The organism is Microbacterium sp. LRZ72, assembly GCF_033792225.1.
Taxonomy (GTDB): domain Bacteria; phylum Actinomycetota; class Actinomycetes; order Actinomycetales; family Microbacteriaceae; genus Microbacterium.
The window spans coordinates 187021-212063 of the sequence record NZ_JANGEX010000002.1 but is presented as its reverse complement, the minus strand read 5'-3'; the positions used below and the strand labels follow the sequence as shown (position 1 = coordinate 212063).

General features: G+C 71.7%; 24 protein-coding genes and 1 tRNA gene. 20 read left to right on the top strand and 5 right to left on the bottom strand.

The window, feature by feature from the left end:
• The first annotated feature begins 72 nt into the window (after positions 1-72).
• The 3 genes from rsmA to M4I32_RS03475 are packed head-to-tail and all read left to right on the top strand — an operon-like array spanning position 73 to position 2930.
• The gene (rsmA, locus tag M4I32_RS03485) at positions 73-924 is read left to right on the top strand and encodes a 16S rRNA (adenine(1518)-N(6)/adenine(1519)-N(6))-dimethyltransferase RsmA (RefSeq protein ID WP_319033097.1); all 852 of its coding nucleotides are present in this window, start codon (positions 73-75) and stop codon (positions 922-924) included.
• Between the two features lie 9 nt (positions 925-933).
• Positions 934-2001 (top strand): L-glyceraldehyde 3-phosphate reductase, encoded by a 1068-nt coding sequence (gene mgrA / locus M4I32_RS03480; RefSeq protein WP_319033096.1) that lies wholly within the window; start codon positions 934-936, stop codon positions 1999-2001.
• 20 nt (positions 2002-2021) lie between these two features.
• Complete coding sequence (locus tag M4I32_RS03475) at positions 2022-2930, top strand: 4-(cytidine 5'-diphospho)-2-C-methyl-D-erythritol kinase (RefSeq protein WP_319033095.1); 909 nt, start codon at positions 2022-2024, stop codon at positions 2928-2930.
• 68 nt (positions 2931-2998) lie between these two features.
• On the opposite strand, the gene M4I32_RS03470 is transcribed toward M4I32_RS03475, so the two are convergent.
• Positions 2999-4234: a DUF2254 domain-containing protein gene (locus tag M4I32_RS03470; protein WP_319033094.1), complete on the bottom strand. Its 1236-nt coding sequence runs from the start codon at positions 4232-4234 to the stop codon at positions 2999-3001.
• Positions 4235-4324: 90 nt separating this feature from the next.
• Here M4I32_RS03470 and M4I32_RS03465 point away from each other — a divergent pair, with 90 nt between their 5' ends.
• The 9 genes from M4I32_RS03465 (at position 4325) to M4I32_RS03425 (ending at position 11921) form a co-directional block, all read left to right on the top strand.
• Positions 4325-4687: a rhodanese-like domain-containing protein gene (locus M4I32_RS03465; protein WP_319033093.1), complete on the top strand. Its 363-nt coding sequence runs from the start codon at positions 4325-4327 to the stop codon at positions 4685-4687.
• 110 nt (positions 4688-4797) lie between these two features.
• Positions 4798-5100, top strand: coding sequence for a DUF427 domain-containing protein (locus M4I32_RS03460; protein ID WP_319033092.1), 303 nt, complete (start codon positions 4798-4800; stop codon positions 5098-5100).
• 48 nt (positions 5101-5148) lie between these two features.
• Entirely contained in the window at positions 5149-5973 is an 825-nt protein-coding gene (locus tag M4I32_RS03455) for an ABC transporter ATP-binding protein (RefSeq protein ID WP_319033091.1), read from the top strand.
• A complete protein-coding gene (locus M4I32_RS03450; protein WP_319033090.1) occupies positions 5970-6662 on the top strand; it encodes an ABC transporter permease in 693 nt (230 codons plus the stop codon). The genes M4I32_RS03455 and M4I32_RS03450 overlap by 4 nt, the downstream gene beginning before the upstream one ends.
• Complete coding sequence (locus M4I32_RS03445) at positions 6659-7384, top strand: ABC transporter permease (RefSeq protein WP_319033089.1); 726 nt, start codon at positions 6659-6661, stop codon at positions 7382-7384. Before M4I32_RS03450 ends, M4I32_RS03445 begins: the two co-directional genes overlap by 4 nt.
• Before the next feature lie 100 nt (positions 7385-7484).
• Complete coding sequence (locus tag M4I32_RS03440; RefSeq protein ID WP_319033088.1) at positions 7485-8402, top strand: ABC transporter substrate-binding protein; 918 nt, start codon at positions 7485-7487, stop codon at positions 8400-8402.
• Between the two features lie 184 nt (positions 8403-8586).
• Entirely contained in the window at positions 8587-10392 is a 1806-nt protein-coding gene (locus M4I32_RS03435) for an ABC-F family ATP-binding cassette domain-containing protein (RefSeq protein WP_319033087.1), read from the top strand.
• A 24-nt stretch (positions 10393-10416) separates the two neighbouring features.
• Positions 10417-11484, top strand: coding sequence for a lactate/malate family dehydrogenase (locus M4I32_RS03430; RefSeq protein WP_319033086.1), 1068 nt, complete (start codon positions 10417-10419; stop codon positions 11482-11484).
• Positions 11481-11921, top strand: a complete 441-nt coding sequence (locus M4I32_RS03425) for a hypothetical protein (RefSeq protein ID WP_319033085.1) — start codon at positions 11481-11483, stop codon at positions 11919-11921. The genes M4I32_RS03430 and M4I32_RS03425 overlap by 4 nt, the downstream gene beginning before the upstream one ends.
• Positions 11922-12176: 255 nt before the next feature.
• Here the strand turns inward: M4I32_RS03425 and M4I32_RS03420 are convergent, their stop codons facing one another.
• A complete protein-coding gene (locus M4I32_RS03420) occupies positions 12177-12674 on the bottom strand; it encodes a MarR family winged helix-turn-helix transcriptional regulator (RefSeq protein WP_319033084.1) in 498 nt (165 codons plus the stop codon).
• A gap of 233 nt (positions 12675-12907) precedes the next feature.
• On the opposite strand from M4I32_RS03420, the gene M4I32_RS03415 reads away from it, so the two are divergent.
• The 6 genes from M4I32_RS03415 to M4I32_RS03390 all read left to right on the top strand — a co-directional run bounded on the left by M4I32_RS03415 (position 12908) and on the right by M4I32_RS03390 (position 18406).
• Positions 12908-12979, top strand: a tRNA-Gln gene (locus tag M4I32_RS03415).
• Position 12980: 1 nt separating this feature from the next.
• Positions 12981-14423 carry a bifunctional UDP-N-acetylglucosamine diphosphorylase/glucosamine-1-phosphate N-acetyltransferase GlmU gene (glmU, locus tag M4I32_RS03410; protein WP_319033083.1) on the top strand — a complete coding sequence of 481 codons (1443 nt, stop codon included), beginning with the start codon at positions 12981-12983 and terminating at the stop codon, positions 14421-14423.
• Positions 14398-15432 (top strand): ribose-phosphate diphosphokinase, encoded by a 1035-nt coding sequence (locus M4I32_RS03405; protein WP_319033082.1) that lies wholly within the window; start codon positions 14398-14400, stop codon positions 15430-15432. Before glmU ends, M4I32_RS03405 begins: the two co-directional genes overlap by 26 nt.
• Before the next feature lie 103 nt (positions 15433-15535).
• The gene (locus M4I32_RS03400; RefSeq protein WP_319033081.1) at positions 15536-15979 is read left to right on the top strand and encodes a hypothetical protein; all 444 of its coding nucleotides are present in this window, start codon (positions 15536-15538) and stop codon (positions 15977-15979) included.
• 1 nt (position 15980) lies between these two features.
• A complete protein-coding gene (locus M4I32_RS03395; protein WP_319033080.1) occupies positions 15981-16862 on the top strand; it encodes an FAD:protein FMN transferase in 882 nt (293 codons plus the stop codon).
• Complete coding sequence (locus M4I32_RS03390) at positions 16859-18406, top strand: flavodoxin reductase (protein ID WP_319033079.1); 1548 nt, start codon at positions 16859-16861, stop codon at positions 18404-18406. Before M4I32_RS03395 ends, M4I32_RS03390 begins: the two co-directional genes overlap by 4 nt.
• Before the next feature lie 162 nt (positions 18407-18568).
• Here the strand turns inward: M4I32_RS03390 and M4I32_RS03385 are convergent, their stop codons facing one another.
• Together M4I32_RS03385 and M4I32_RS03380 are read right to left on the bottom strand one after the other, a co-directional pair.
• Positions 18569-20113: a sensor histidine kinase gene (locus tag M4I32_RS03385; protein ID WP_319033078.1), complete on the bottom strand. Its 1545-nt coding sequence runs from the start codon at positions 20111-20113 to the stop codon at positions 18569-18571.
• Positions 20110-20841, bottom strand: a complete 732-nt coding sequence (locus M4I32_RS03380) for a response regulator transcription factor (RefSeq protein ID WP_319033077.1) — start codon at positions 20839-20841, stop codon at positions 20110-20112. The genes M4I32_RS03385 and M4I32_RS03380 overlap by 4 nt, the downstream gene beginning before the upstream one ends.
• Before the next feature lie 195 nt (positions 20842-21036).
• On the opposite strand from M4I32_RS03380, the gene M4I32_RS03375 reads away from it, so the two are divergent.
• On the top strand, positions 21037-22497 hold the full coding sequence (locus M4I32_RS03375) for an ABC transporter permease (protein ID WP_319033076.1): 1461 nt from the start codon (positions 21037-21039) through the stop codon (positions 22495-22497).
• A gap of 45 nt (positions 22498-22542) precedes the next feature.
• Complete coding sequence (locus M4I32_RS03370) at positions 22543-23271, top strand: ABC transporter ATP-binding protein (protein ID WP_319033075.1); 729 nt, start codon at positions 22543-22545, stop codon at positions 23269-23271.
• Between the two features lie 186 nt (positions 23272-23457).
• Here the strand turns inward: M4I32_RS03370 and gndA are convergent, their stop codons facing one another.
• A complete protein-coding gene (gndA, locus tag M4I32_RS03365; RefSeq protein WP_319033346.1) occupies positions 23458-24894 on the bottom strand; it encodes an NADP-dependent phosphogluconate dehydrogenase in 1437 nt (478 codons plus the stop codon).
• Between the last annotated feature and the right edge of the window lie 149 nt (positions 24895-25043).

Genomic DNA, 25043 nt, shown 5'->3' with positions numbered 1-25043 from the left:
GCGGTGCGCGCGGCAGTGCGCGTGCATCCGCGTGCCGCGGAGCGGTCATGATGGTCTCGGAGGACACCACGCATGACGATCACCCTGCTCGGGGCATCCGAGATCCGCGCGCTCGCGGCCGATCTCGACGTGACCCCGACGAAGAAGCTCGGGCAGAACTTCGTCGTCGACGCCAACACGGTGCGGCGCATCGTGCAGATCGCGCGCGTCGCCCCGGGTGACCGCGTCGTCGAGGTGGGACCCGGTCTCGGGTCGCTGACGCTGGCGATCCTCGAGGCGCAGGCCGCGGTGACCGCGGTCGAGATCGATCACCGGCTGGCCGCGCGCCTGGCACAGACCGCTCGCGCGCACGGCGTGCCCGAGGGCGCTCTCACGGTGGTGGATGCCGACGCCCTCCGGGTCGTGGATCTGCCCGGCGACCCGCGCGTGCTGGTGGCCAACCTGCCCTACAACGTGTCGGTCCCGGTGCTGCTGCACCTGCTCGAGACGTTCCCGCACCTGGCGAGCGGCGTCGTGATGGTGCAGGCCGAGGTCGGTGAACGGCTCGCCGCCGTGCCGGGCTCGAAGGTCTACGGCGCGCCGAGCGTCAAGGCCGCCTGGTACGGGGCATGGCGGCTCGCCGGCACGGTGTCGCGTCAGGTCTTCTGGCCCGTGCCCGGAGTCGATTCCGTGCTCGTCGCGTTCGAGCGCGACGAGCAGCCGCGAGGCAGCGACGAGGAGCGCAGAAGGGTGTTCGCGGTGGTGGACGCGGCGTTCCAGCAGCGGCGCAAGATGCTGCGGCAGGCGCTCGCGGGCGTGCTCGGCGGCTCCTCCGCAGCGGCGACCGAGGTGCTCGAGGCGGCGGGCGTCGCTCCCACGGCCCGAGGCGAGCAGCTCACCATCGACGACTTCGTGCGCATCGCCCGGGCGGCTCTGTATCGCTAGCCTGGAGCGGTGACCGACTCACCGCGCTTCCGCTCCTCCGTCCCCGACGTCCACCGTCCGTATGCCGCGGCATCCGACCGGTACGACCGGACGACGTATCGACAGGTCGGCGCCTCCGGCCTCTATCTGCCACCGATCTCGCTGGGGCTCTGGTGGAACTTCGGTGACAACATCCCCTTCGACAACCAGCGCGCGCTGCTGCGCCACGCGTTCGATCGGGGCATCACGCACTTCGACCTGGCGAACAACTACGGACCGCCCTACGGCTCCGCCGAGACGAACTTCGGGCGCATGATGCGCGAGGATCTCGCGCCGTATCGCGACGAGCTCATCATCTCGTCGAAGGCCGGGTACGAGATGTGGCCGGGCCCGTACGGGGATTTCGGGTCGCGCAAATACCTCCTGGCCAGCGCCGACCAGGCGCTGACGCGCATGGGCCTCGACTACGTCGATATCTTCTACTCCCACCGTGCCGACCCGGTGACGCCGCTCGAAGAGACGATCGGGGCGCTCGACACGCTCGTGCGCCAGGGCAAGGCGCTCTACGTCGGCATCTCGTCGTACAGCGCCGAGCGCACGGCGGAGGCGACGGCCGTGGCCCGCTCGCTCGGCACTCCCCTCGTCATCCACCAGCCGTCGTACTCGATCCTCAACCGATGGGTCGAGGACGGGCTGACCGGGGTGCTGCGCCAGGAGGGGCTCGGGGCGATCGCGTTCACGCCGCTCGCGCAGGGGCTGCTCACCGACAAGTACCTCGGCGACGCCCCCGCCGAACGCGCGCAGAAGCGCTGGTCGTTTCCCGACAAGAGCCTCTCCGAGCGCGGCATCGCGACTCTGCGCGGCCTCGACGTGATCGCGAAGGAGCGCGGCCAGAGCCTGGCGCAGATGGCGCTGCAGTGGGTTCTGCGCGACGACGTCGTCGCCTCCGCCCTCATCGGCGCCTCGCGCCCGGAGCAGATCGACGAGAACATCGCCGCTCTCGCCGGCCCGGCGTTCGACACCGAGGAGCTCGAGCGCATCGACGGCCTGTCCGATGGGATCGACGTCGACCTGTGGGCGGAGTCGTCGACGCTGTGACGGGTCCGGACGCAGCCCGCGTGCATGTTCGTGCGCCCGGCAAGGTCAACCTCTTCCTCGAGGTGGGCCGGGTGCTGCCCGACGGCTACCACGCGCTGGCGACCGCGTTTCAGGCCGTGTCGCTCTGCGAGGACATCTGGGCGACCCCGGCCGAGGGCTTCTCCGTCAGCGTCCGTGGGCCGGTCGATGTGTCGGGGGTGCCCCGGGACGACCGCAACCTGGCGGTGCGCGCGGCGCGCCTGCTCGCGGCCAAGACGGGGTACGCGGGCGGCGTGCATCTCGAGATCCACAAGGCCGTGCCGGTCGCGGGCGGTATGGGGGGCGGGTCCGCGGATGCCGCGGCGGCTCTGGTGGCGTGCGACGCCCTCTGGGACACGCACCTGACCTCGGCGCAGCTGCACGCGCTGGCCGCGCGGCTGGGCGCCGACGTGCCCTTCGCCCTTCGCGGAGGAACGGCGGTCGGCACCGGCCGGGGAGACGAACTGAGCTCGGCGCTCGCCCGGGGCCGTTTCGACTGGGTGTTCGTGACCGCATCCGAGGGGCTGTCGACCCCCGAGGTCTACGGCGCGCTCGATCGGCACCGCGAGCGGCACCGGTTCGACATCGAGCCCAGCGCCGCCGGACCGCGCGTGGAGCCGGACGTTCTGCATGCGCTGCGGGCCGGCGACCCGGCGGCGCTCGCCGCCGCGCTGCGCAACGATCTGCAGGTGGCGGCGCTCGCGCTGCGACCGGATCTGGCCGATGTGCTGGTGAGCGGCGAACGTGCCGGGGCGCTCGCCGGGATCGTCTCGGGGTCGGGCCCCACCCTGGCGTTCCTGTGCGCGGATGAGGCGGCGGCGGCGGATGTCGCGGGGTCGCTGGCCGCCGACGGGTTCGATGCGCACGTCGCCTACGGCGCCGTTCCCGGCGCCCGGGTGGTCACCGGCTGAACCGCGTCGAGAGCGGCCCCGGCACGCCAGCGCGCGGCTTGCGGTCCGGTCGCCCCGTCGGCCTCAGCTCACGGGGCCCAGGCGTCGCGCGCCACGTCCCTCAGAAGACGACGATCGTCGCGATCATCGAGCGCGGCATCCGCGCGTCGGCGGGCCGCGACAGCCGAGCGGAAGAACTCTCCGGCGTGTTGCGGGAAGGCGGTGGCGAGGGCGGCGAGGGTCTTCTGCAGACGCAGCTGCACCTCGATGTTCGCGGCGCCGTCGCGCGCGATCGGGCGGAAGGCATCCTCGATCAGGTCGCGCAGCACGGGGCGCGGCGCGAACACGCGGTCACACGGGTCTTCATCGGCGACGGGCGTGTCGAGCTCCCGGAACACGCGCTGCAGCGCGCCGAGCACTTCGATCGCCGTCCCGGGGTCGTTCGTGGCGGGGGAGAGGGCGCGACTGGCGATCTCGCTCAACGCGATCAGGCCGATTCGGGGGTCCTGTTCGAACGTGCGGTGGGCCTCGACCCGGAAGGCGCGACGCACGCGGCGCTCGCCATCCTCGTCCAGAGCGCCCTCGACGCGCACGAGCGGCGACGAGCTGTCGGCGGCTCGTCCGGGGATCGCGAGCACATGCACCCTCGCGCGGGCGCCGGCGGCCCACTCCTGCAGCGCCGGGACGTCGACGGTGGTGACGAAGCCGCTCGTCTCGGCGTAGACGGGGCGGGCCGAGGAGGGCACTCGCTCCGCGGGCCGCGCGCCCAGGTGGGGGCGTTGCGCGAATCCGCGCAGCGCGTCGGAGGCGGCGGCCTCCACGCGGTCGATGACGTCGGCCATCCGGCCGAACGTCGCCAGGTGCGAGATCCAGCGCAGCAGGGTGATCACGATGATCGCGATGACCACGAGCGTGCCGAAGAAGAGTACGGTCCGCCCCTGTTCGGGGTAGTAGCCCGTCGACAGTGCGACGATGCCGACGATCGAGAACAAAAAAGAGCCCACGAACGTCGACAGCGCATTCTGCGACGTCGGGTCGGCGATCAGCAGCTGTGTGGCACGGGGCGTGGCCGTGGTCGTGGCCGCGCTGTAGGCCGAGACCATCGTGGCCAGCGAAAACGTCGTGACCGCCAGCATCGACGTCGCGATGATCTGCAGGATGCTGTCGACCGAGTTCTGGCCCAGGTCGACGGAGAGTGCCTGGGGGAGCAGCTCGCCGAGCAGGGCCGACAGCAGCGCCAGCACGACGGCCGCCGCGCAGAACATCGCCGCCCGGAACCAGATCTGCCGCACCAGTCGCTTCAGCAGCACCAGCCAGTCGCCCATGCGTCACCTCTCTCCGCCCCTCACCCTAGAACCCCCGCGCGTTCCTCCCGCGACGGCCCCACCCCGGCCCCGCCTTCGTAGGATCGAGGCATGCGCCGTCTCCTCGCCGTTCTCGCACTCGTGCTCGGTCTCTCGGGTGCGCTGGCAGCCTGCGCGGTGGGCGAAGAGGCAGGTGTCGGGCCCGATGCGGTGATCATCGACGTGCGCACCCCCGCGGAGTACGACGAGGGGCACCTCGAGGGCGCGGTCAACATCGACGTCTCGGCATCCGACTTCGACGAGCGGATGTCGCAGCTCGATCCCGATGGCGAGTACTTCGTCTACTGCCGCACCGGCAACCGCTCGGCGCAGGCCGCCGAGCGCATGGAGGATCTCGGGTTCGGCGACGTGACCGACCTCGGGTCGTTCGGCGAGGCCCAGGAAGCCACGGGCATCCCCGTCGTGACGGGCTGAGGGCGGGGGAGAAGCCCCGAACCGTACCGGCCTCGCGCAATCGCGGCAAGTTCCGGCCGGGCGTCGTCGGCGGCCGCTAGGCTCGGTACACGTCCCCCTAAGGAGGAATCATGCGCGCAGTCTGGGGCGATCATGTGATCGCAGAAGCACCCGAGCAGGATCTGATCCGCATCGAGGGCAACTGGTACTTCCCGCCCGCAAGTGTCGCCGAGGGAATGCTCGTCGAGAGCCCCACGCCGTACACATGCCCCTGGAAGGGGCCCGTGCAGTATTACTCCCTCCAGACCGACGAGGGCCTCGTGGACGACGCCGCCTTCGCCTATCACGAGCTGCGCCCCGGCGCCGTCGATCGCGTCGGCCAGGACTTCGCGAGCTATGTCGCGTTCTCGCCGAGCGTGCAGGTCGTCGAGTGAGCGCGGCGGAGGCCGCCCGCAGCATCCGCCGATGAGGAGCGAGCGCTCATGATCGAGTTCTCGCACGTGTCGAAGGTGTTCCCCGACGGCACGAAGGCGGTGGGGGACTTCAGCCTCGTCCTCCCCTCGCACGATACGACAGTGCTCGTCGGGTCGTCCGGATGCGGCAAGACCACGCTGCTGCGGATGATCAACCGCATGGTCGAGCCCTCGTCCGGATCGATCTCGATCGACGACGAGGACATCGCCGACCGGCCTCCCGTCGCGCTGCGCCGTTCCATCGGGTACGTCATGCAGAACTCCGGTCTCATGCCGCACTTCACCGTCATCGACAACATCGCGACCGTGCCGGTGCTGGGCGGGGTCCCCAAGAAGGAGGCGCGCGAGCGCGCGCGCGAGCTGATGGACACGGTCGGCCTCGATCGGACGATGGCCGACCGCTACCCGAGCCAGCTGTCCGGTGGCCAGCAGCAGCGCGTCGGGGTTGCACGCGGACTCGCGGCCGACCCCAACATCCTGCTGATGGATGAGCCGTTCGGGGCCGTCGACCCGATCGTGCGCGCCGAGCTGCAACAGGAGCTGCTGCGGCTGCAGCGCGAGCTCGGCAAGACGACCGTGTTCGTCACGCACGACATCGACGAGGCGTTCCTGCTCGGTGACCAGGTCGTGATCCTCGAGAAGGGCGCCGACGTGGCACAGGTCGGAACACCGTCCGAGATCCTCGAGAATCCGGCGAGCGATTTCGTGGCGAGCTTCGTCGGTGCCGACAAGGGCAAGCGGGCCCTGCGCCTTCGCGAGACCGTGCACGGAACCGTGGTCGTCGACGCCGAGGGGCGCACGCAGGGTGCGCTCGTGGAGGAGCCCGCGTCGTGAGCTGGGTGCTCGACAGTCTCGATCTGATCGGCGAGCTCACCCTCATCCACCTGAGGCAGAGCGTCGTGGCGATCGTGCTCGGCTTCGTGCTCTCGGTGCCGATCGGCTGGGTCGCGTTCCGCTTCCGGCTGCTGCGCAGCGGGCTCATCACCGTCGTGGGCCTGCTCTACACGATCCCCTCGCTGGCGCTGCTGATGCTGCTGCCGACCATCTTCGGCTACAGCGCGATCAGCGAGACCAACCTGATCATCGCGCTCACGATATATGCGCTCGCGATCATGGTGCGGTCGGTCTCGGACGGCCTGCAGTCGGTGGACGGCGGGGTGCGTCAGGCCGCGACCGCCGTGGGTTACGGATCGCTGCGCCGCTTCTTCGCCGTCGAGTTCCCGCTCGCGGGCCCGGTGGTGCTCGCCGGGCTGCGGGTGACGGCGGTCAGCACGATCTCGCTGGCCACCGTCGGCATCCTGATCGGCGTGACGAACCTGGGCTACCTCTTCACCAACGGCCTGCAGCGCCGCATCATCCCGGAGGTGTTCGCCGGGGTCGTCGCGGTCGTCGTGATCGCCCTCCTGATCGACTACCTGCTGGTGCTCGCCGGGCGCGCGCTCATGCCGTGGGCGCGAAAGCCCTCGCGCCGGGTCGCCCGCCGGGCGCGCCGCGCCCTCGCCGCCTCCGAGGTGACCGCGTGAACCTTCTCGCAGAATCCTTCGCGTGGCTCGTCGACCCGGCGCACTGGAGCGGACCGACCGGCATCCCCGTCGCCACCGCCGAGCACCTCTGGTACACGTTCCTGTCGGTGTTCGTCGCCGCCGCGATCGCGATCCCGGTCGGGTGGGCCATCGGGCACACGGGGCGCGGCCGCGAGATCGCGGTGGCGGTGTCGGGCGCGGCCCGCGCTGTCCCATCGTTCGGTCTGCTGATCCTGCTCGTGCTGCTGCTCGGCGTGCTGCAGACCACCCTCGCCGCAGTGATCACCTTCGTGCTGCTCGGCATCCCCTCGATCCTCGCCGGGGCCTACTCGGGGTTCGAGGCGGTCGATCGCCGGGTCGTCGATGCCGGCCGCTCCATGGGCATGACCGAGTGGCAGATCCTGTGGCGCATCGAGGTGCCGCTCGGCCTGCCGCTGCTGGTGTCGGGCCTGCGTGCGGCGACGCTGCAGATCGTGGCGACCGTGACGATCGCCGCCTACGTCAACCTCGGCGGCCTCGGGCAGTACATCATCCAGGGGATCCCGCTGCGGCGCTTCGACCAGGTGCTCGCGGGCGCGATCCTCGTCGCGGTGCTCGCCCTCGTGCTCGACGCGATCTTCGGCGTCGCCGAGCGACTCGTGGTGCCCCGGGGCGTGCGCGCCGGCCGGCACGGCGCCCGCACCCCCTCCCGCCGCCGCAGCGCACGCGCGGCCGCGGCCTGACCCTGTCCCCTCCGCACAGATCCATCTGCACCGTTCCATCTGCACACTGAGACCCATCCGCACACTGAGACCCATCCGCACACACAGAGAGAAGAACAGCATGTCCACAGCGAAGAACAGGCTCCTCGCCGGAGCCGCGCTCGCCGCGAGCGCCGCCCTGGTGCTCGCCGGATGCTCCTCCAGCAACCCGCTCGACGAAGACACGAGCGGCGACGGTGACGCGGCATCCACCGACACGATCGTCGTCGGCTCGCAGGCGTACTACTCCAACGAGATCATCGCCGAGATCTACGCGCAGGCGCTCGAGAACGCCGGAATCGATGTCGAACGCCAGTTCAGCATCGGTCAGCGCGACGCCTACGTCCCCGAGCTCGAGTCGGGCGCGATCTCGCTGTTCCCCGAGTACACCGGAAACCTGCTGCAGTACTACGACCCCGAGACCGACGCGCGCACGGCGGAGGACGTCTACGCGGCGCTGCAGGAGGCGCTGCCCGAGAACCTCGATGTGCTCGACTACGCCGAGGCCAGCGACCAGGACTCCTACACCGTGACCGCCGATTTCGCCGCGGCCAACGGTCTCACGACCATCGGCGATCTCGCCGACGTGGACGGCACCGTGACCCTGGGCGGGCCGCCCGAGCTCGAGGAGCGCCCGTACGGTCCCGAGGGCCTGGCGGATATCTACGGCGTCGATGTCGAGTTCTCGCCGACCGGCGACACGACCTTCGAGAGCCTCATCGCCGGCACGGTCGACGTGGCGAACATCTTCACGGCCGATCCCCGGATCGAGACCGAGGACCTCGTCGTGCTCGAGGACCCCGAGGGACTGTTCCTCGCCTCGAACGTCGTGCCGGTGGTCAACGCCGACGTTGCGGACGAGGTGGCGGACGTCATCAACGACGTCAGCGCCGCCCTGACGGCCGAGACTCTCGTCGCGCTCAACGTGCAGAGCACCGAGGAGCAGATGTCGCTCGAGGACATCGCAGCACAGTTCCTGGAGACCAACGGCCTGATGTGAGGCTTGCACGCTCGTGAGGCGCCCGGCGGCTTCGGCCCCGGGCGCCTTGCGCTGCCCGGGCCGCGGCATCCGCCCGCCTCTCATGTCCCACCTTTTCATCGCACCGGTCGGCGTTGGCCTGAAAAGGTGGGACATCGTGCGGCTGGAGCGGGCGCGCGGCTGCGTCGCCTAACCTGGAGCGGATATGGCGCATCTTCTCGGGGCCGAGGCCCTGCACCTCGAATACCCGACCAAAGTCGTCTTCGACTCCATCTCGCTCGGCGTGAACGAGGGTGATCGCATCGGCATCGTCGGCCGCAACGGCGACGGCAAGTCGAGCCTGCTCGCCATGCTCGCCGGGCGACTGCAGCCGGATGCCGGACGCGTCACGTGGCGCAACGGCGTGCACATCGGCGTGCTCGATCAGGCCGACACCCTCGACGACGACGACACGATCGGCAACGCCGTCGTCGGTGACGCCGCAGAGCACGAATGGGCCGGCGACGCCCGGGTGCGCGACGTGATCGCCGGGCTGCTGGGCGATCTGCCCTGGGACGCGCGGCTGGGCACCCTCTCGGGCGGACAGCGGCGCCGCGTCGCCCTCGCCCGCCTGCTCGCCGGCGACTGGGACGTGCTGGCGCTCGACGAGCCCACCAACCACCTCGACGTCGAGGCGATCGCCTGGCTGGCCGAGCACCTGCAGCGCCGGTGGTCCGCCAACGCCGGCGGGCTGCTCGTCGTGACGCACGACCGCTGGTTCCTGGATGCCGTCTGCACCGCCACGTGGGAGGTGCACGACCGCATCGTCGACCCCTTCGAGGGCGGCTACGCCGCGTACATCCTGCAGCGCGTGGAGCGTGACCGGCAGGCCGCGTCGATCGAGGCGCGGCGCCAGAACCTGGCCCGCAAGGAGCTCGCGTGGCTGCGACGCGGCGCCCCGGCGCGCACGAGCAAGCCCAAGTTCCGCATCGACGCCGCCAACGAGCTGATCGCCGACGTGCCCGAGATCCGCGACCGGGTCTCGCTGCAGTCCCTCGCCGTCTCGCGGCTGGGCAAGGACGTCGTCGATCTGCTCGACGTGTCGGTGTCGTACGACGACCATCAGGTGCTGCGCGACGTCGAGTGGCGCATCGCCCCGGGCGAGCGCACCGGCATCCTCGGCGTGAACGGGGCGGGCAAGTCGACGCTGCTGGGACTGGTCGCGGGAACGGTGGAGCCGAGCACCGGCCGGGTCAAGCGCGGCAAGACCGTCAAGGTCGCCACCCTCACCCAGCAGATGGACGTGCTCGACCCGCACCTCGACGACCCGGTGCGGGTCGTCATCTCGGGGCTGCGCACGAGCTACACGATCGGCGCGGGTTCGAAGGCGCAGGAGCTGACCCCGGGTCAGCTGCTCGAGCGCATGGGATTCTCCTCGACCCAGCTCTCGACGCCCGTCAAGGATCTCTCGGGCGGGCAGAAGCGCCGGCTGCAGCTGCTGCTGATCCTGCTCGACCAGCCCAACGTGCTGATCCTCGACGAGCCGACGAACGACCTCGACACCGACATGCTCGCCGCCATCGAGGACCTGCTGGATTCGTGGGCGGGCACGCTCATCGTCGTCTCGCACGACCGCTACTTTCTCGAGCGCGTCACCGATCAGCAGTACGCGATCCTCGGCGCGCGCCTGCGGCATCTGCCCGGGGGAGTGGAGGAGTACCTGCAGCGGCGGCGCGACGAGCGCGCGGGTGGTGATCCGAAGGCGGGCCGGCAGGGCGCGGATGCCGGGGGCGCCTCGCCGCCGGGACTGACCGGCGCCGAGCTGCGAAACGCGCAGAAGGAGCTCGCCTCGCTCGAGCGCCGCATCGCGAAGATGACGGCCGACATCGCCGCCCGGCGCGTCGCTCTGGCCGACCACGACCAGAACGACTACGTCGGCCTCGGTGAGAAGACGGCGGCGATCGGCGACCTGGAGCGCGAGGTCGGCTCGCTCGAGGACCGCTGGCTAGAACTCGGCGAGCGCCTGGGCTGAGTGCGCCGCGGTAGCGTCTGAGCCATGGATGTGGCGGTGCTGGGTGCGACGGGTGACATCGGGCGCGCGATCTGCGCCGAGCTGATCGAGCGGCGGGTGCTGCGTTCGACGTCGCGGCTGCAGCTGGTCGGGCGGGCGGACGGCGCCTCGGGCCGGGCTGCGCACGGGCTGCGCGTCGACCTCATCGACGCCCACGACGAGCACGCCCCGATGATCGATGTCGCGACCTCGCCCGACGATGTCGTCGCCGATGTCGTCGTGTGCGCCGCAGGGCGCACGATACCCACCGACCCCGGCCAGGTCGTCGACCGCGACGAGCTCGCGAACGCCAATCGCGCGATCTTCGAGGACTATGCCGACGCGCTCGCCGCGCACGGCAGCGGGCACGAGGTCGTCATCGTCGTCTCGAATCCCGTCGAGCTGGGGGTCAGCGTGATGGCCGAGCGTCTCGACCGCCACCGTGTGATCGGGATGGGCGCCTGGCTCGACACGCTCCGCTTTCGTCGCGAGATCGCGTCGGCCCTCGGCATCCGGCGTCAGCGGGTGGGCGGTTTCGTCGCCGGCCAGCACGGCGACGGGGCGGTACCGCTGTGGTCGAGTGTGCGGCTGCGCGGACTCGACGTCGACGAGCGGCGCGACACCGTGGCCCGTCTGCGTGGGCCGCGCACGCTCGCCGACTTCGCCGGCGAGATCCTGCAGAGCAAGGCGAAGGTCGCGGCGGCGGGCGGCAGCGACCTGGGCGCCGCGTTCGCCATGATCGATGGCTGGCCGCCCGACGTGCAGGCCGTCGTGCGCCCCTACCTGACCCACCAGACCGGGGCAAAGACGGCCTACGGCACGGCGGGTGCCACGGTCGATCTCGTGGACACCGTGCTGGACGGCCGCGACATCGTCGTCGCGGGCCAGGTGCTGCTCGACGGAGAGGCCGACATCGACGGGATGCCGCGGGCCGGCGTGCTCGGCGTGCCGCTCGTGCTCGGTCCCGACGGATGGGGTCCCGTGCTGCTCGAGGGTCTCGCCCCCGACGAAGCCGCCCGGCTGCGCGTCGTCGGCACGCACATCAACGACGCGATCGCGGGGTGGACGCGATGAGCGACGCGGCGTCGCAGCCGGCGGCCGACGGGCTGGGCGGAACGCACGAGCGGTGGATCGTGTTCGTGCGCGCGACCGACCGCAGCGGTGCGCTGACGGCGCTCGCCGAGACCTTCTCGAGCCGGGGGATCAGCTTCGAGGCCTTCCACACGCTGACGGTGCAGGAAGGATACGGCGACATGTCGATCATCTTCCGGGGGAGCGAACGCCTCGCCCGCGTGCTGACGCGCACCATCGAGCGGCTCACGATGATCTGCTCGGTGGTGCTCGAGCGCACATCCGAGCCCGGCCTGCGCGCCGTCGCGGTCGTCCGCGAGCCGGCGGAGGGCTCGGTGGTGCTCACCGGCTCCCTCCGCGATGTCGAGGCCGAGGTCGCGTCCGCCCGTGCCGCAGGCGCCGGGCTCGAGGCGATCGTCGTGCTGCCGCCGGAGCGGTAGGCGCGGCGAGCGGCGCCCGGATGCTGCACCCTCGCTCACCCGCTTCACGTCACCGTCCCTCGCTCATCCGTCGCACTTTGCGGGTCGGATGCCGCGGCACCCGCAAAATGCGACGGCTGAACGGCGCGCGGGTTCGCGTCCGCCCGCGCCCGCGCGCGCTCCCGCGCGCGCTCGCCTGTCGCAAATCGTGGCTCGGATGCCGCAGCATCCGCGGAATGCGACAGCCGAGCGGGGAGCGGGCTCCGCGGGCCGCGGTCAGGAGTCGAAGCCGAGGCTCAGTTTGCGCAGCAGCACCGCGAGCCGGTCGCGGTCGGTGCGGGGGAGGGCCTCGAGCAGCTGGGACTCGGCGTCCACGAGGCGCGTGATCGCGGCATCCACGCGGGTGCGGCCGTCGTCGGTGAGGGTCACCAGCACACTGCGACCATCCGCCGGGTCGCTCTCGCGACGTACGAGCCGGCGCCCGACGAGACGGTCGATGCGGTTGGTCATCGTGCCGCTCGAGACGAGCGTCTGCTGCAGCAGGTGCTTGGGGCTCAGCTGAAAGGGCTCGCCCGCGCGGCGCAGGGCCGAGAGCACGTCCCACTCCCACGCCTCGAGTTCGCTGCGCTGGAACGCCGCCCGCCGGGCACGGTCGAGGTGGCGCGAGAGGCGGTCGACGCGCGAGAGCACCTCGAGCGGTGAGAAGTCGAGGTCCGGGCGCTGGCCGCTCCACGCGGCGACGATCCGGTCGACCTCGTCGCTCTCTCTCGGCATCGCTCCATCATGGCATCACCGGCGAAGCCCTGCCGTCGCCACGAGACACCACCGTTTGCGCGAGACGGGTCGCGATGCGCGCGGTTTCGCGCGAACGCTGGTTTCTCGACGAACACCGACCGGGTGCGCGGCGCGCCCGGTCGTTGAGCGAGCGGAGCGAGCCGAAACGACGCCCCGCCGGCGCTCTGGCAGACTTGTCGGGTGGCCGCCGGCGACAGCGCCGGGGGCCGCGGTCCGCCGTGGTGTAATGGCAGCACGACAGCCTTTGGAGCTGTGAGGTCTAGGTTCGAATCCTGGCGGCGGAGCATGGCCGAACCCCAGCTCGCCGTCATCGTCCTCGCCGCAGGTCAGGGCACCCGCATGAGATCCCGCACGCCCAAGGTGCTGCACCGCATCGGCGGGAGATCCCTGCTCGAGCACGTGCTCGTCACCGCCGAGTCGCTGGCCCCCGACCGCACGGTCGTCGTCGTGCGCCACGAGCGCGACCTCGTCGCCGGGGCGGTGACGGATGCCGCGCCGCGCGCGGTGGTCGTCGACCAGGACGACGTGCCGGGCACGGGCCGGGCGGTCGAGATGGCCCTCGCCGAGCTGGCGGGGTTCACCGGTGACGTGCTGGTGCTCAGCGGCGATGTGCCGCTGCTGGATGCGGTCACGCTCGGCGACCTGCTCGCCGCCCACCGGCGCGACGGCGTCGCCGCCACCCTGCTGAGCGCCCGACCCGACGACCCGACGGGCTACGGGCGCGTCGTCCGGGAGGGTGACGGCACCGTCGCGCGCGTCGTGGAGCAGAAGGACGCGTCCCGCGACGAGGCGGCCATCGCCGAGATCAACGCGGGCGTGTACGTCTTTCAGGCCGGGCCCCTGCGCGAGCATCTCGCGCTGGTCGGCACCGCGAACGCGCAGGGCGAGCGCTACCTGACCGACGTGGTTGCGCTGCTGCGCGCCTCGCGACTGGCGGTGGCCGCGGCATCCGCCCCCGACGCGTCGGCCGCGCTCGGGGTCAACGACCGTGTGCAGCTGTCGGATGCCGCGGCGGCGCTGAACGCCCGCACCGTGCGGCACTGGCAGCGCGAGGGCGTCACCGTGCTCGACCCCGCCACGACCTGGATCGATGTGACGGCGACCCTCGCCCCCGACGTCACCGTGCTTCCCAACACCCACATCCTGCGCGCGACCGCGATCGCCGAGGGGGCGACCGTGGGGCCCGACACGAGCCTCGTCGATTGCGAAGTGGGCGCGGATGCCGTCGTCACCCGCACCGACGCGACCCTCGCCGTGATCGGCGCGGGCGCCACGGTCGGCCCCTTCGCCTACCTGCGTCCGGGAACCGACCTGGGCGCCCAGGGCAAGATCGGAACCTTCGTCGAGACGAAGAACGCGCGGATCGGAGAGGCGAGCAAGATCCCGCACCTGTCCTACGTCGGCGACGCGGAGGTCGGCGTGGGCGCCAACGTCGGGGCCGGCACGATCGTGGCGAACTACGACGGCGAGCGCAAACACCGCACGCGCGTCGGCGACCACGTGCGCACCGGCGCCCACAACGTGTTCGTCGCGCCCGTTAGAATCGGTGACGGTGCCTACACGGGCGCGGGCACGGTGGTGCGGAAGAACGTTCCGCCCGGCGCACTCGCGGTCGTTCCGGGCTCGCAACGCAATGTCGAGGGCTGGGTCGAGACGCATCGACCCGGTTCAGCCGCGGCTCAGGCCGCAGAGAAGGCGGCACATGGCTCGCAAGAAGAAGACGGTTGACCTCGATCGCGAATCGGGCATCGCCCCGGGGCTGGTCGCGAAGACCAAGAAGCGCCTCGTCGTCGTCTCGGGACGGTCGCACCCTGACCTCGCCCACGACGTCGCGGGATGCCTGGGCACCGAACTCGCGCCGACCGATCACCGCACGTTCGCCAGCGGCGAGATCTACACCCGCTTCGAGGTGTCGATCCGCGGCTGCGACGTCTTCGTCATCCAGTCCTTCGGCAACCCGGTCAACGAGTGGCTCATGGAGCTGCTCATCATGCTCGACGCCCTCAAGCGGGCCTCGGCCAAGCGCATCACGGTGGTCGCGCCGTACTTCCCGTACTCCCGGCAGGACAAGAAGGGCCGTGGCCGCGAGCCGATCAGCGCGCGCCTGGTCGCCGATCTGCTCCGCACCGCGGGTGCCGACCGCGTGATGAGTGTGGACCTGCACGCCGCGCAGATCCAGGGCTTCTTCGACGGCCCCGTCGATCACCTCTTCGCCAAGCCCGTGCTGCTTGAGCACTTCAAGGCCCACCTCGAGCCGGGTGACCGCGCCAAGCTGACGGTGGTCTCGCCCGACATGGGTCGCGTGCGCGTCGCGGACACATGGTCGGACAGCCTGGGCGCTCCGCTGGCGATCATCCACAAGCGCCGCGACCCCAAGGTGGCGAACCAGGTGACGGTCCACGAGATCGTCGGCGAGGTGAGCGGACGGGTGTGTCTGCTCGTCGACGACATGATCGACACCGGCGGCACGATCGTGAAGGCGGCGCAGGCGCTGAAGGCCAGCGGGGCGGAGAAGGTCATCGTCGCCGCCACCCATGCGATCCTGAGCGACCCCGCCACCGAGCGTCTGCAGGACGACGCGATCGACGAGGTCGTGGTGACCGATACGGTGCCGGTGCCGCCGGAGCGCCGTTTCCCGGGGCTGACGGTGCTGCCGATCTCGCCGCTGCTCGCCCGGGCGATCCACGAGGTGTTCGAGGACGGCTCGGTCACGAGCATGTTCGACGGCGCGGCCTGACGCCCCGGCATCCGCGGCGGACCGCCTCGAAGCCCGCTCATAGGGGGATGCGGCAGGATTCGTCGGGTACGACTGGACGAGCCCCCACCGCCCGAGGAGTGTCATGATCAGTGCGACCGCCGAGCCGAGCGACGTGCGAAGCAGCGCCGCTGCACACCGGATGCGCGTCGGCGCTGCACTCGTCGGCGTCGCGGGCACGGTCGTGCTGGCCGGGTGCGCCTCCGACGGCGGGAGCGCAGCGGCGGCGGGTCCCTACACCGACGGCACGTACTCCGCGACGGGGTCGTACGTGACGCCCGAGACGGTCGAGACCATCGAGGTCACGCTGACGCTCGAGGGCGACGCCGTCACCGCGGTGGAGGTCGTCGGCGACCCGCAGACGGCCGAGTCGGAGCAGTACCAGTCCCGGTTCATCGGCGGAATCAGCGATGAGGTGGTGGGGCGCGGTCTCGACGAGATCGACGTGGACCGCGTGGCCGGGTCGTCGCTCACGAGCGGCGGCTTCGACGAGGCCCTGGCGAGCATCAGGGCCGAAGCCGCGCAGTAGCATGCCGCGCGCCGTGTGGGAGTTCGACGCGATCGGCACGCGATGGCGCATCGAGACGGTCGTCCCGCTCGACGGCGGGGCACGCGATGTGGTCGACGCGACGATCGAGGGCTTCGACCGGGCGTGGTCGCGGTTCCGCGCCGATTCCCTCGTCACCCGCCTCGCTCGAGGAGCCGGGACCATGCCCGCCCCGCCGGATGCCGCGCCGATGCTCGAGCTCTACCGCGAGCTCGCGGCGGCGACATCCGGGGCGGTGAACCCGCTCGTCGGCGGGCCGCTGGCGGGACTCGGCTACGACGAGAACGTGTCGCTCGCCGCGGGCGCCCCGAGCGCGGCGCCGGAGGACTGGGAGGGTCGCCTGCGCGTCGAGCACGGTCGGCTGCATCTGGATGGAGCCGGCACGATCGACGTCGGCGCGCTCGGCAAGGGCCGCCTCGTCGACCTTGTGCTGGCCGCGCTGCCGGCGCCGATCGGCGCCGACGCGGTGGTGGATGCCGGCGGCGACCTGGCCGCGCGCGGAGCCCCGCAGCGGATCGGGCTCGAGCACCCGCACGACGCCTCCCGCGCGATCGGCGTGTGGCGGGTCGAGAACGCGGCGCTCTGCGCGTCGGGGGTGAACCGCCGCGCCTGGGGTGACGGCCTGCACCACGTGCTCGACGCGCGCACCGGGGTGCCGGTGCGCACCGTCGTCGCGACCTGGGCCGTCGCGCCCGAGGCGATGCGGGCCGACGCGGCGGCCACGGCGCTGTTCTTCGACGGCGGCGCAGAGCTGGCGCACCGGTGGGAGGTGGCGTGGGTGCGGATGCTGTCGGATGGGCGGGTGGAGTTCTCGCCGGGGTGCGAGGCCGAGCTGTTCACGCGAACGGATAGCGTGAGACGGTGATCGCCACCCTCACCGCCGCCTGGACCCGCATGCTCGGCTCCCTCGGCCGGTTCTCGATGTACCGGCTGGTGCTGCTGGCGCTCGCGCTGCTGACGGTCGTCGCCCTCGTGCTGTCGGTGTTCGGGCTCGTGCTGCCCACGCCGCTTGAGATGCTCGCCACCGGCGCGGTGCTCGGCGTCGCCTGCGTGGGCGCGAACGCCCTCATACAGCGGATGCTGCGGATGCCGATGCGGCACGAGTCCTCGCTGATCACCGCCTACATCCTGCTGTTCATCCTGCGGCCCACGCTGGTGCCGCTCGAGCTGCTCTTCATCGGGCTGGCCGGCGTCGTCGCCGTCGTGTCGAAGTACGTGATCGCCTGGCGCGGGCGCCATATCCTCAACCCGGCGGCGGTCGGGGCGAGCGTCCTGACGATCTCGGGCCTGGGAGCGTCCGCGTGGTGGGTGGGCACCCCGGTACTCGCCGCGCCCGTCATCGTGCTCGGCCTCGCCGTGCTCGTCCGCACCGAGCGGCTGCGGATCGTGGCGGTGTTCGTCGTCGTGGCGGTGGGCGTGGCGGTGCTGCGCCTCGCCGTGCAGTCGCAGGCGGCGGGTGTCGCGATCGACGTGGCCACGGTGCTGGAGTTCGCGCTGTTGTCTTCGCCGTTCCTGTTCCTCGGGGCGTTCATGCTGTCGGAGCCGCTCACGCTGCCGCCCCGCCGGTGGCAGCAGCTGACGGTGGCTGCCGTCGTCGGCGTGCTCGCCGGCTGGCCGATCCCGCTCGGATCCGTCTCGCTGGGACAGGAGCGGGCGCTCCTGATCGGAAACCTGGTCGCGTTCATCTGGGCGGCACACCAGACGGTGCGCCTGCGGCTGCGCGACGCGTCGATGATCACCCCCACCGTGCGCCAGCTGACGTTCGAGTCGCAGCGTCCGGTGCGCTTCTCACCGGGCCAGTACGTCGAGCTCGAGGTGCCCCACGCGCACGCGGATGCGCGCGGCACGCGGCGCGAGTTCAGCATCGTCTCAGCCCCGAGCGACGCACCCCTCGTCCGGATCGCCTACCGGGTCAAGGAGGGCGCCCGCGAGAGCAGCTACAAGCGGGCCCTCGCCACCGCCGAGCCGGGCGTCGACTACGCCGCCACCGGCATCTGGGGCGATTTCGTGCTGCCCCGTGACACGTCGGCCCCGGTGCTGCTCGTCGCCGCGGGCATCGGCGTGACGCCGTTCGTGTCGCAGCTGCGCGAGATGGCGGCCCGGGGCGAGTCCCGCGACGTCGTGCTCGTCTACAGCGCCGGTCAGGCTGCCGAGCTGGCGTTCCGCGACGAGCTCGCCGCGACCGGGGTGCCGGTGATCGTCGTCACCCGCGATGACCCGTCGCCGCTGCCGGCGCATTGGCGGCGGGCCGACGGCATCCGCATCGACGCGGCGGGGCTGCTGCGCGAGGTGCCCGACCTCTCCGCGCGCCACGCCTACGTCTCGGGACCGCCCTCGCTCGTCGCCGACCTCTCGGCAGCGCTCGATCGTGCCCGCTCGCTCACCACCGACGCCTTCGCCGGCTACTGAATCGCTCGCGGCGCCGGTCATGCGCAGCGCCATGTCTCCCCGCGGTCTGCTGATGCGCGCCCCGACACCCCGTTCATCCGGCGCAGAATGCGGGTGCGGATGCCGCGCACCCGCAAAGCGCGTCGGATGAAGCGAACGGGGGCGAGCCCCGGGGCCGCGGGCTCAGGCCTCCGGGTCGCGCGGCCGCGCGGGCAGGCGCACCTCGAAGGCGGTGTCGCCGGGCACGCTGTGCACCGAGATCTCCCCGTGGTGCGCCGTCACGATCGCGCGCGCGATCGACAGGCCGAGACCCGAGCCGCCCGTCTGGCGGGTGCGCGAACGGTCGGCGCGCGAGAACCTCTCGAACAGCTCGTCGCGGATGCCGGGCTCGATGCCGGGCCCGTCGTCGTGCACGCGGATCACGGCATCCTCGCCCACCCGCTGCACGCTCACGGTCACGGTCGTGCCCGCGGGCGTGTGCGTGCGGGCGTTCGCCAGCAGGTTCGCCACCACCTGGTGCAGGCGCGAGGTGTCGCCGGCCAGCTGCACGGGTTCGTCGCCGAGCTCGAGCTCCCAGCGGTGATCGGGTCCGGCGGCGCGCGCGTCGCCCACCGCCTCGATGACAAGGCGCGAGAGGTCCACGGTGCTGTAGACGAGCTCCTGGCCCTCGTCGAGGCGAGCGAGAAGCAGCAGGTCGTCGACCAGGCTCGACATGCGGATGGACTGGGCCTGGATACGCTCCAGCGCCTGCGCGGTCGGGTCCTCCTCGGATCCCGGACCATCGGCGTCGCGGCGCAGCCCGCGCAGCGACAGCTCGGAGTACCCGCGGATCGACGACAGCGGTGTGCGCAGCTCATGGCTCGCGTCGGCGACGAAGCGCCGCATCCGCTCCTCGTTCCGCTGCCGCGCCGTGAGCGACGCGTCGACGTGATCGAGGAGGGTGTTGAGAGCATCGCCCACCTGCCCCACCTCGGTGCGGGGGTCGGCCTGTCGCTCGGGCACGCGCTCGGTGATCGCCACCTCGCCCTGCGCAAGCGGCTGCCGGGCCACCCGGCTGGCGGTCGCGGCGACGGCACGCAGAGGGGCGAGCCCGGCGCGGATCGTCCACGTCGCCGCGAGCACGAGCGCGAACAGTCCGGCCGCCGTGACGAGACCGATCGTCGTGAGCATCTGGGCGATCGTCGCCCGCACCTCGGTCAGGGGCAGCCCGACCACGCCGGCGAACCGGCCGTCGAAGGAGCGCCAATGCGCGATGCGGTACTCGCCGAGGCCCTCGATGCCGACGCTGGCGATCTCGCCGGTCGCGACATCCGCCAGCTCGTCCAGCTGGGTGGGGGTCAGCTCGGAGACGTTCGTGAAGTCCGAGACCCAGGCGCCCGAGATCTCGGCGTCGTCCTCGAGGGTCAGCAGGAACCCCGGGGGCTGGCGGCCGCCCGCCAGCACGTCGAAGGCCATGGCGTCCGGCCCGGCCCGCAGGATGTCGATGCCCACGTCCTGCACGGACGCACGCAGCTCCTGATCGAGCCGATCCTGCAGCACGCGCCCGAGCACCGCGCTCGTGACGATCGCCACGACCACGAGGATCGCCGAGACGATGCCGATGATCGTCAGGATGAGCCGCCGCTGCAGCGTCCACGGGCGGCGGGCGGGGCGGGATCCGAGCGCACGCTCGCCGGCGGCGGGCGCAGCGGACGACTCCGCGGCATCCGTGCGGGAAGGGTGGGTCACTGGGGCGCCTTGATCATGTAGCCGGCGCCGCGCACGGTGTGGATGAGCGGCGAGCGGCCCGCGTCGATCTTCTTGCGCAGGTACGAGATGTAGAGCTCGACCACGCTCGAGCGGCCGCCGAAGTCGTAGTTCCAGACGCGGTCGAGGATCTGCGCCTTCGACACGACCCGTCGCGGGTTGCGCATGAGGTATCGCAGCAGCTCGAACTCGGTGGCGGTCAGCTCGATCTCATCGCCCGCGCGCTCGACCTCGTGGCTGTCCTCGTTGAGCGAGAGGTCGCCGACGCGCAGGATCGGCTCCGCATCGCTGGTGTAGGCCGTGCCGGCGCGGCGCATCAGCCCGCGCAGCCGTGCGACGACCTCTTCGAGGCTGAAGGGCTTGGTGACGTAGTCGTCGCCGCCGGCGGTCAGGCCCGCGACGCGATCGGCGACCGCATCCTTCGCGGTGAGGAAGAGTACGGGCACATCGTTGCCGGACTGACGCAGCCGCTGCAGCACCGCCATGCCGTCGAGGTCGGGCATCATGATGTCGAGCACGAGCGCGTCGGGCGCGAACTCGCGCGTCAGCTGCAGCGCCTCGAACCCGGATGCGGCGGTGCGCACCTCCCACCCCTCCATGCGCAGGGCCATCGAGAGCAGGTCGGTGAGCATCTGCTCGTCGTCGACGACCCCGATGCGCAACGGGGAGCCGTCGGGTCGGTGGAGGGCGGGCAGCGCGGCGGAGGACATGAGGTCCATTCTGCGCGGGGTTGCTATGTGCGGGCTATGCAGAGACCTATGTCTTTGCTGTGATCCTGCGCCGCGGCATCCGCGCCGCTCTTCACCGCATGACATAGGGCTTTCATAAGCGGCACTGGGGTGACGCATCGATGCCGTCCCTAACGTCGGCAGCGGTCCGGCCGCGGGGTCGGCAGAGGGAGAGAGATGTACGGCACATACCTGCGGCGCGAACTCGCCGGCCGCAAGAAACAGACCATCATCGTCGCCGCCGGTCTCGGCCTGGCGATCGCGCTCGTCATCATCGTCACGGCGCTGTCGGGCGGCGTCAGAGAAGCCCAGGCCCAGGCCCTGGAGTCGGTTTACGGGGTCGGCACCGACTTGACGGTCACCGGCGCGCAGGCCGGGCCGGGCGAGGGCGGCGGACCCGCGTTCGAGTTCGAAGAGGGTGCGGGGCAGAGCGCGGACGGCACGACGACGCTCAGCCAGTCGCGCCTGATGACGGACCGTTCTCGCGGCACGCTGGATGCCGCCGCGCTCGACACGGTCGGATCGGTCGAGGGGGTCGCCGCCGCATCCGGAGCGCTCAGCCTGACGAACACGACGTTCTCGGGCGAGATGCCCGACCGATCGCAGATGACCGCGCCGGGCGAGGGCGGGGCGCCACCTGCCGGCGGCGCGAACGGGGCCGGCGGCAGCGCGTTCGACCTCGACTCGTTCACCGTGCTCGGCATCGCCCCGGGGCAGGATGCCGTCGGCCCGCTCTCGGCCGTCGAGCTGACCGAGGGGCGCGTGCTCGCCGCGAGCGACGCCGGCGCGGATGTCGCCGTCATCGACGCCACGTACGCGACCACGAACGAGCTGTCGGTGGGCGACACGATGGATGTCGGGGGCACCGAGGTCGAGATCGTCGGCGTCGTCGCCTCCACCTCCGACGAGGCCGACACCGCCGCGAACGTCTACATTCCCCTCGACGTCGCCCAGAGCCTGGCGGGCGTCGGAGAGGTCCTCTCCACGGTCTACGTGCAGGCCGAGTCCTCCGGGGCCATCGCGACGGTGCAGGCGGCCATTGCGGAGGAGCTGCCCGACGTCACCGTCAGCTCGCAGTCCGAGCTCGCCTCGAGCGTGTCGGGGTCGCTCGCCAGCGCCTCGTCGCTGATCACAAGCCTCGGCACGTGGCTCTCGGTCGTCGTGCTCGCCGTGGCGGTGCTGCTCGCGGTGCTCTTCACGACCTCGGGCGTCTCACGCCGCACGCGGGAGTTCGGCACCCTCAAGGCCATCGGGTGGTCGAACGGCCGCGTCGTCGGCCAGGTGGCGGGCGAGTCGGTCGTGCAGGGCCTCATCGGCGGCGCCGTCGGCCTGGCGGTCGGGCTCGCGGGCGTGCTCGCGATCAATCTGATCTCGCCCACCATCTCGTCGGCACCCGAAGTCGTGGCGGGCCCCGGCGCCGGCGCTGGTGCGGGCGGCAGACCGGGGGGCATGGGCGGCTTCGGCGGCGCCGAGACGACGCAGGCGGCCACCGACATCGTGCTCCAGGCCCCGGTGACGATCGGCGTCATCGCCGCGGCCGTCGGACTGGCGATCGCCGGTGGACTCATCGCGGGGGCGTTCGGCGGGTGGCGGGCCGCGCGCCTCAGCCCGGCTGAAGCGCTGCGCTCGGTCGGCTGAGCCATGGACGACCCGACACCCACGCACGAACGAACGGACGAGCACATGACACTCACGAACACCGACTCGAACACCGACCGCAACGGCGATGCGGCATCCGCCCTCTATCGGCTTGAGGGGGTGACGAAGACCTACGACCAGAAGGGCCGCCGGGTGACCGCGCTCCGCGGCGTCGAGATCGAGATCGCGGCGGGCGACTTCGTCACGATCCAGGGGCCGACCGGCGGCGGCAAGTCGACGTTCCTGCAGCTGCTCGGCGCGCTCGACCGCCCTACCGCAGGGGTCGTGCGCCTGGGCGAGACCGAGATGGCGACGGCGTCCAACGCCGAGCTCGGGCGGCTGCGCGCCCATGAGATCGGCTTCGTCTTCCAGGGGTTCAACCTGATCCCGACGCTGACGGCCCACGAGAACGTCGACATGGCTCTCGAACCGCTCGGGCTGGGCAAGACCGAGCGCTCACAGCGCGTGACCGAGGCGCTCGCGCACGTCGGGCTCGCCGAGCGCGGCGATCACCGTCCGGGCGAGCTCTCGGGCGGGCAGCAGCAGCGCGTCGCGATTGCGCGCGCGATCGTCAAGCGGCCGCGGGTGCTGCTCGCCGATGAGCCCACGGGCAACCTCGACGAGAGCATGCGCGATGAGATCCTCGCGCTGCTCGAGGGCCTGCACGCGCAGGGGCTCACGCTGATCGTCGTCACGCACGACTCGGCGGTCGCGCGTCGGGCGAACCGCCGGCTGCGGCTGGAGAAGGGCACCGTGCGCGACATCACCCGCTGACGCCGAGCGCCCCGCGAACCCGTCCCGCCCTCGATGTCCCACCCTTTCAGCCCACCCGCGGGTGTGGGCTGAAAAGGTGGGACACGGTTCGCTGGGCGCCGGCCGCGCGAGAGGAGGGCTCTCGCGCGGGAGGAGGAGCCTCGCGCGCGACGAATCCTCGCGCGGCGCGAAAGTCCTCGCGCGGCGTCAGTGCGTGTCTTCGGCCTCGACCTCGGTGCGGTCCGCCGACCACAGCGTGTGGAAGGTGCCCTCGCGGTCGACGCGCTGGTACGTGTGCGCCCCGAAGAAGTCGCGCTGCCCCTGCACGAGCGCGGCGGGCAGGCGCTCCGCCCGCAGCCCGTCGTAGTACGCCAGCGACGACGAGAAGGCGGGGGCGGGGATGCCGGCGGCCGCCGCCTGCGCGACGATGCGCCGCCACGCGGCCTGCGCCGGGCGCAGCGCGTCGACGAAGTACGGGGCCGTCAGCAGCACCGGCAGGTCGGGCGTCGCGCCGTAGGCGTCCGAGATGCGGTTGAGGAACTGGGCCCGGATGATGCAGCCCCCGCGCCAGATCTTCGCGATCGCGCCCAGGTCGATGCTCCAGCCGTATTCGGCCGCGCCCGCGCGGATCTCGTCGAAGCCCTGGGAGTACGCCACGATCTTCGAGGCGTACAGGGCGCGGCGCACGTCCTCGATGAACGCGTCGGCGTCGGCGATCTCGAAGGCGTCGTCGGGGCCCGGCAGCTCACGCGAGATGACGCGCTGCTCGGGGTGGCTCGACAGGGAGCGGGCGAACACGGCCTCGGCGATGCCCGAGACGGGGACGCCGAGCGCCAGGGCCGTCTGCACGGTCCACGCCCCGGTGCCCTTCGCGCCGGCCTGGTCGAGGATCACGTCGACGAGCGGCTTGCCGGTGTCGGCGTCGACCTGGCGCAGCACCTCGGCGGTGATCTCGATCAGGTACGACTCCAGCTCGCCGCGGTTCCATTCCGCGAAGATGTCGGCGATCTCGGCGGGGGACTTGCCGGTGCCGCGACGGATGAGGTCATAGGCTTCGGCGATCAGCTGCATGTCGGCGTACTCGATGCCGTTGTGCACCATCTTCACGAAGTGGCCGGCGCCGTCGTGGCCGACATGCGTCACGCAGGGCTCGCCCTCCGCCACGGCCGCGATCGACTCGAGGATGGGCCCGAGCGTCACCCACGACTCGTCCGATCCGCCCGGCATGATCGAGGGCCCGAGCAGCGCGCCCTCTTCGCCGCCCGAGATGCCGGCTCCGACGAAGTTGATGCCCGTCTCGCGCACCGCCTTCTCGCGCCGGATGGTGTCGGTGAACAGGGCGTTGCCGCCGTCGACGATGATGTCGCCGGGTTCGAACGCGTCGACGAGGGCGTCGATGACGGCATCCGTGGCGGGGCCGGCCTTCACCATGATCAGTGCGGTGCGCGGCCGCTGCAGGCTGGCGGCGAACTCGTCGTACGAGGTCGCGGGCACGAAGCCGGCCTCGGGATGCTGGGCCAGCAGGTGCTCGGTCTTCTCGTGGCTGCGGTTGTAGATCGCGACCGTGTTGCCCTCGCGGCTGGCGAGGTTGCGGGCGAGGTTCGAGCCCATCACGGCCAGACCGACGACGCCGATGTTCGCGATGGGTGCGCGAGCGGCATCCGGACCATCGGGGGCGGGAGTGGCGCGACCGACCTGCTCCGCGCCGGGCGCCCCGACGTGGGCGGGTGCCGAACCCGGCTCGTCCTCCCGATCGGTCGAGGTGTGGGTCTGGGGGGACGGCTCGTTCTGCG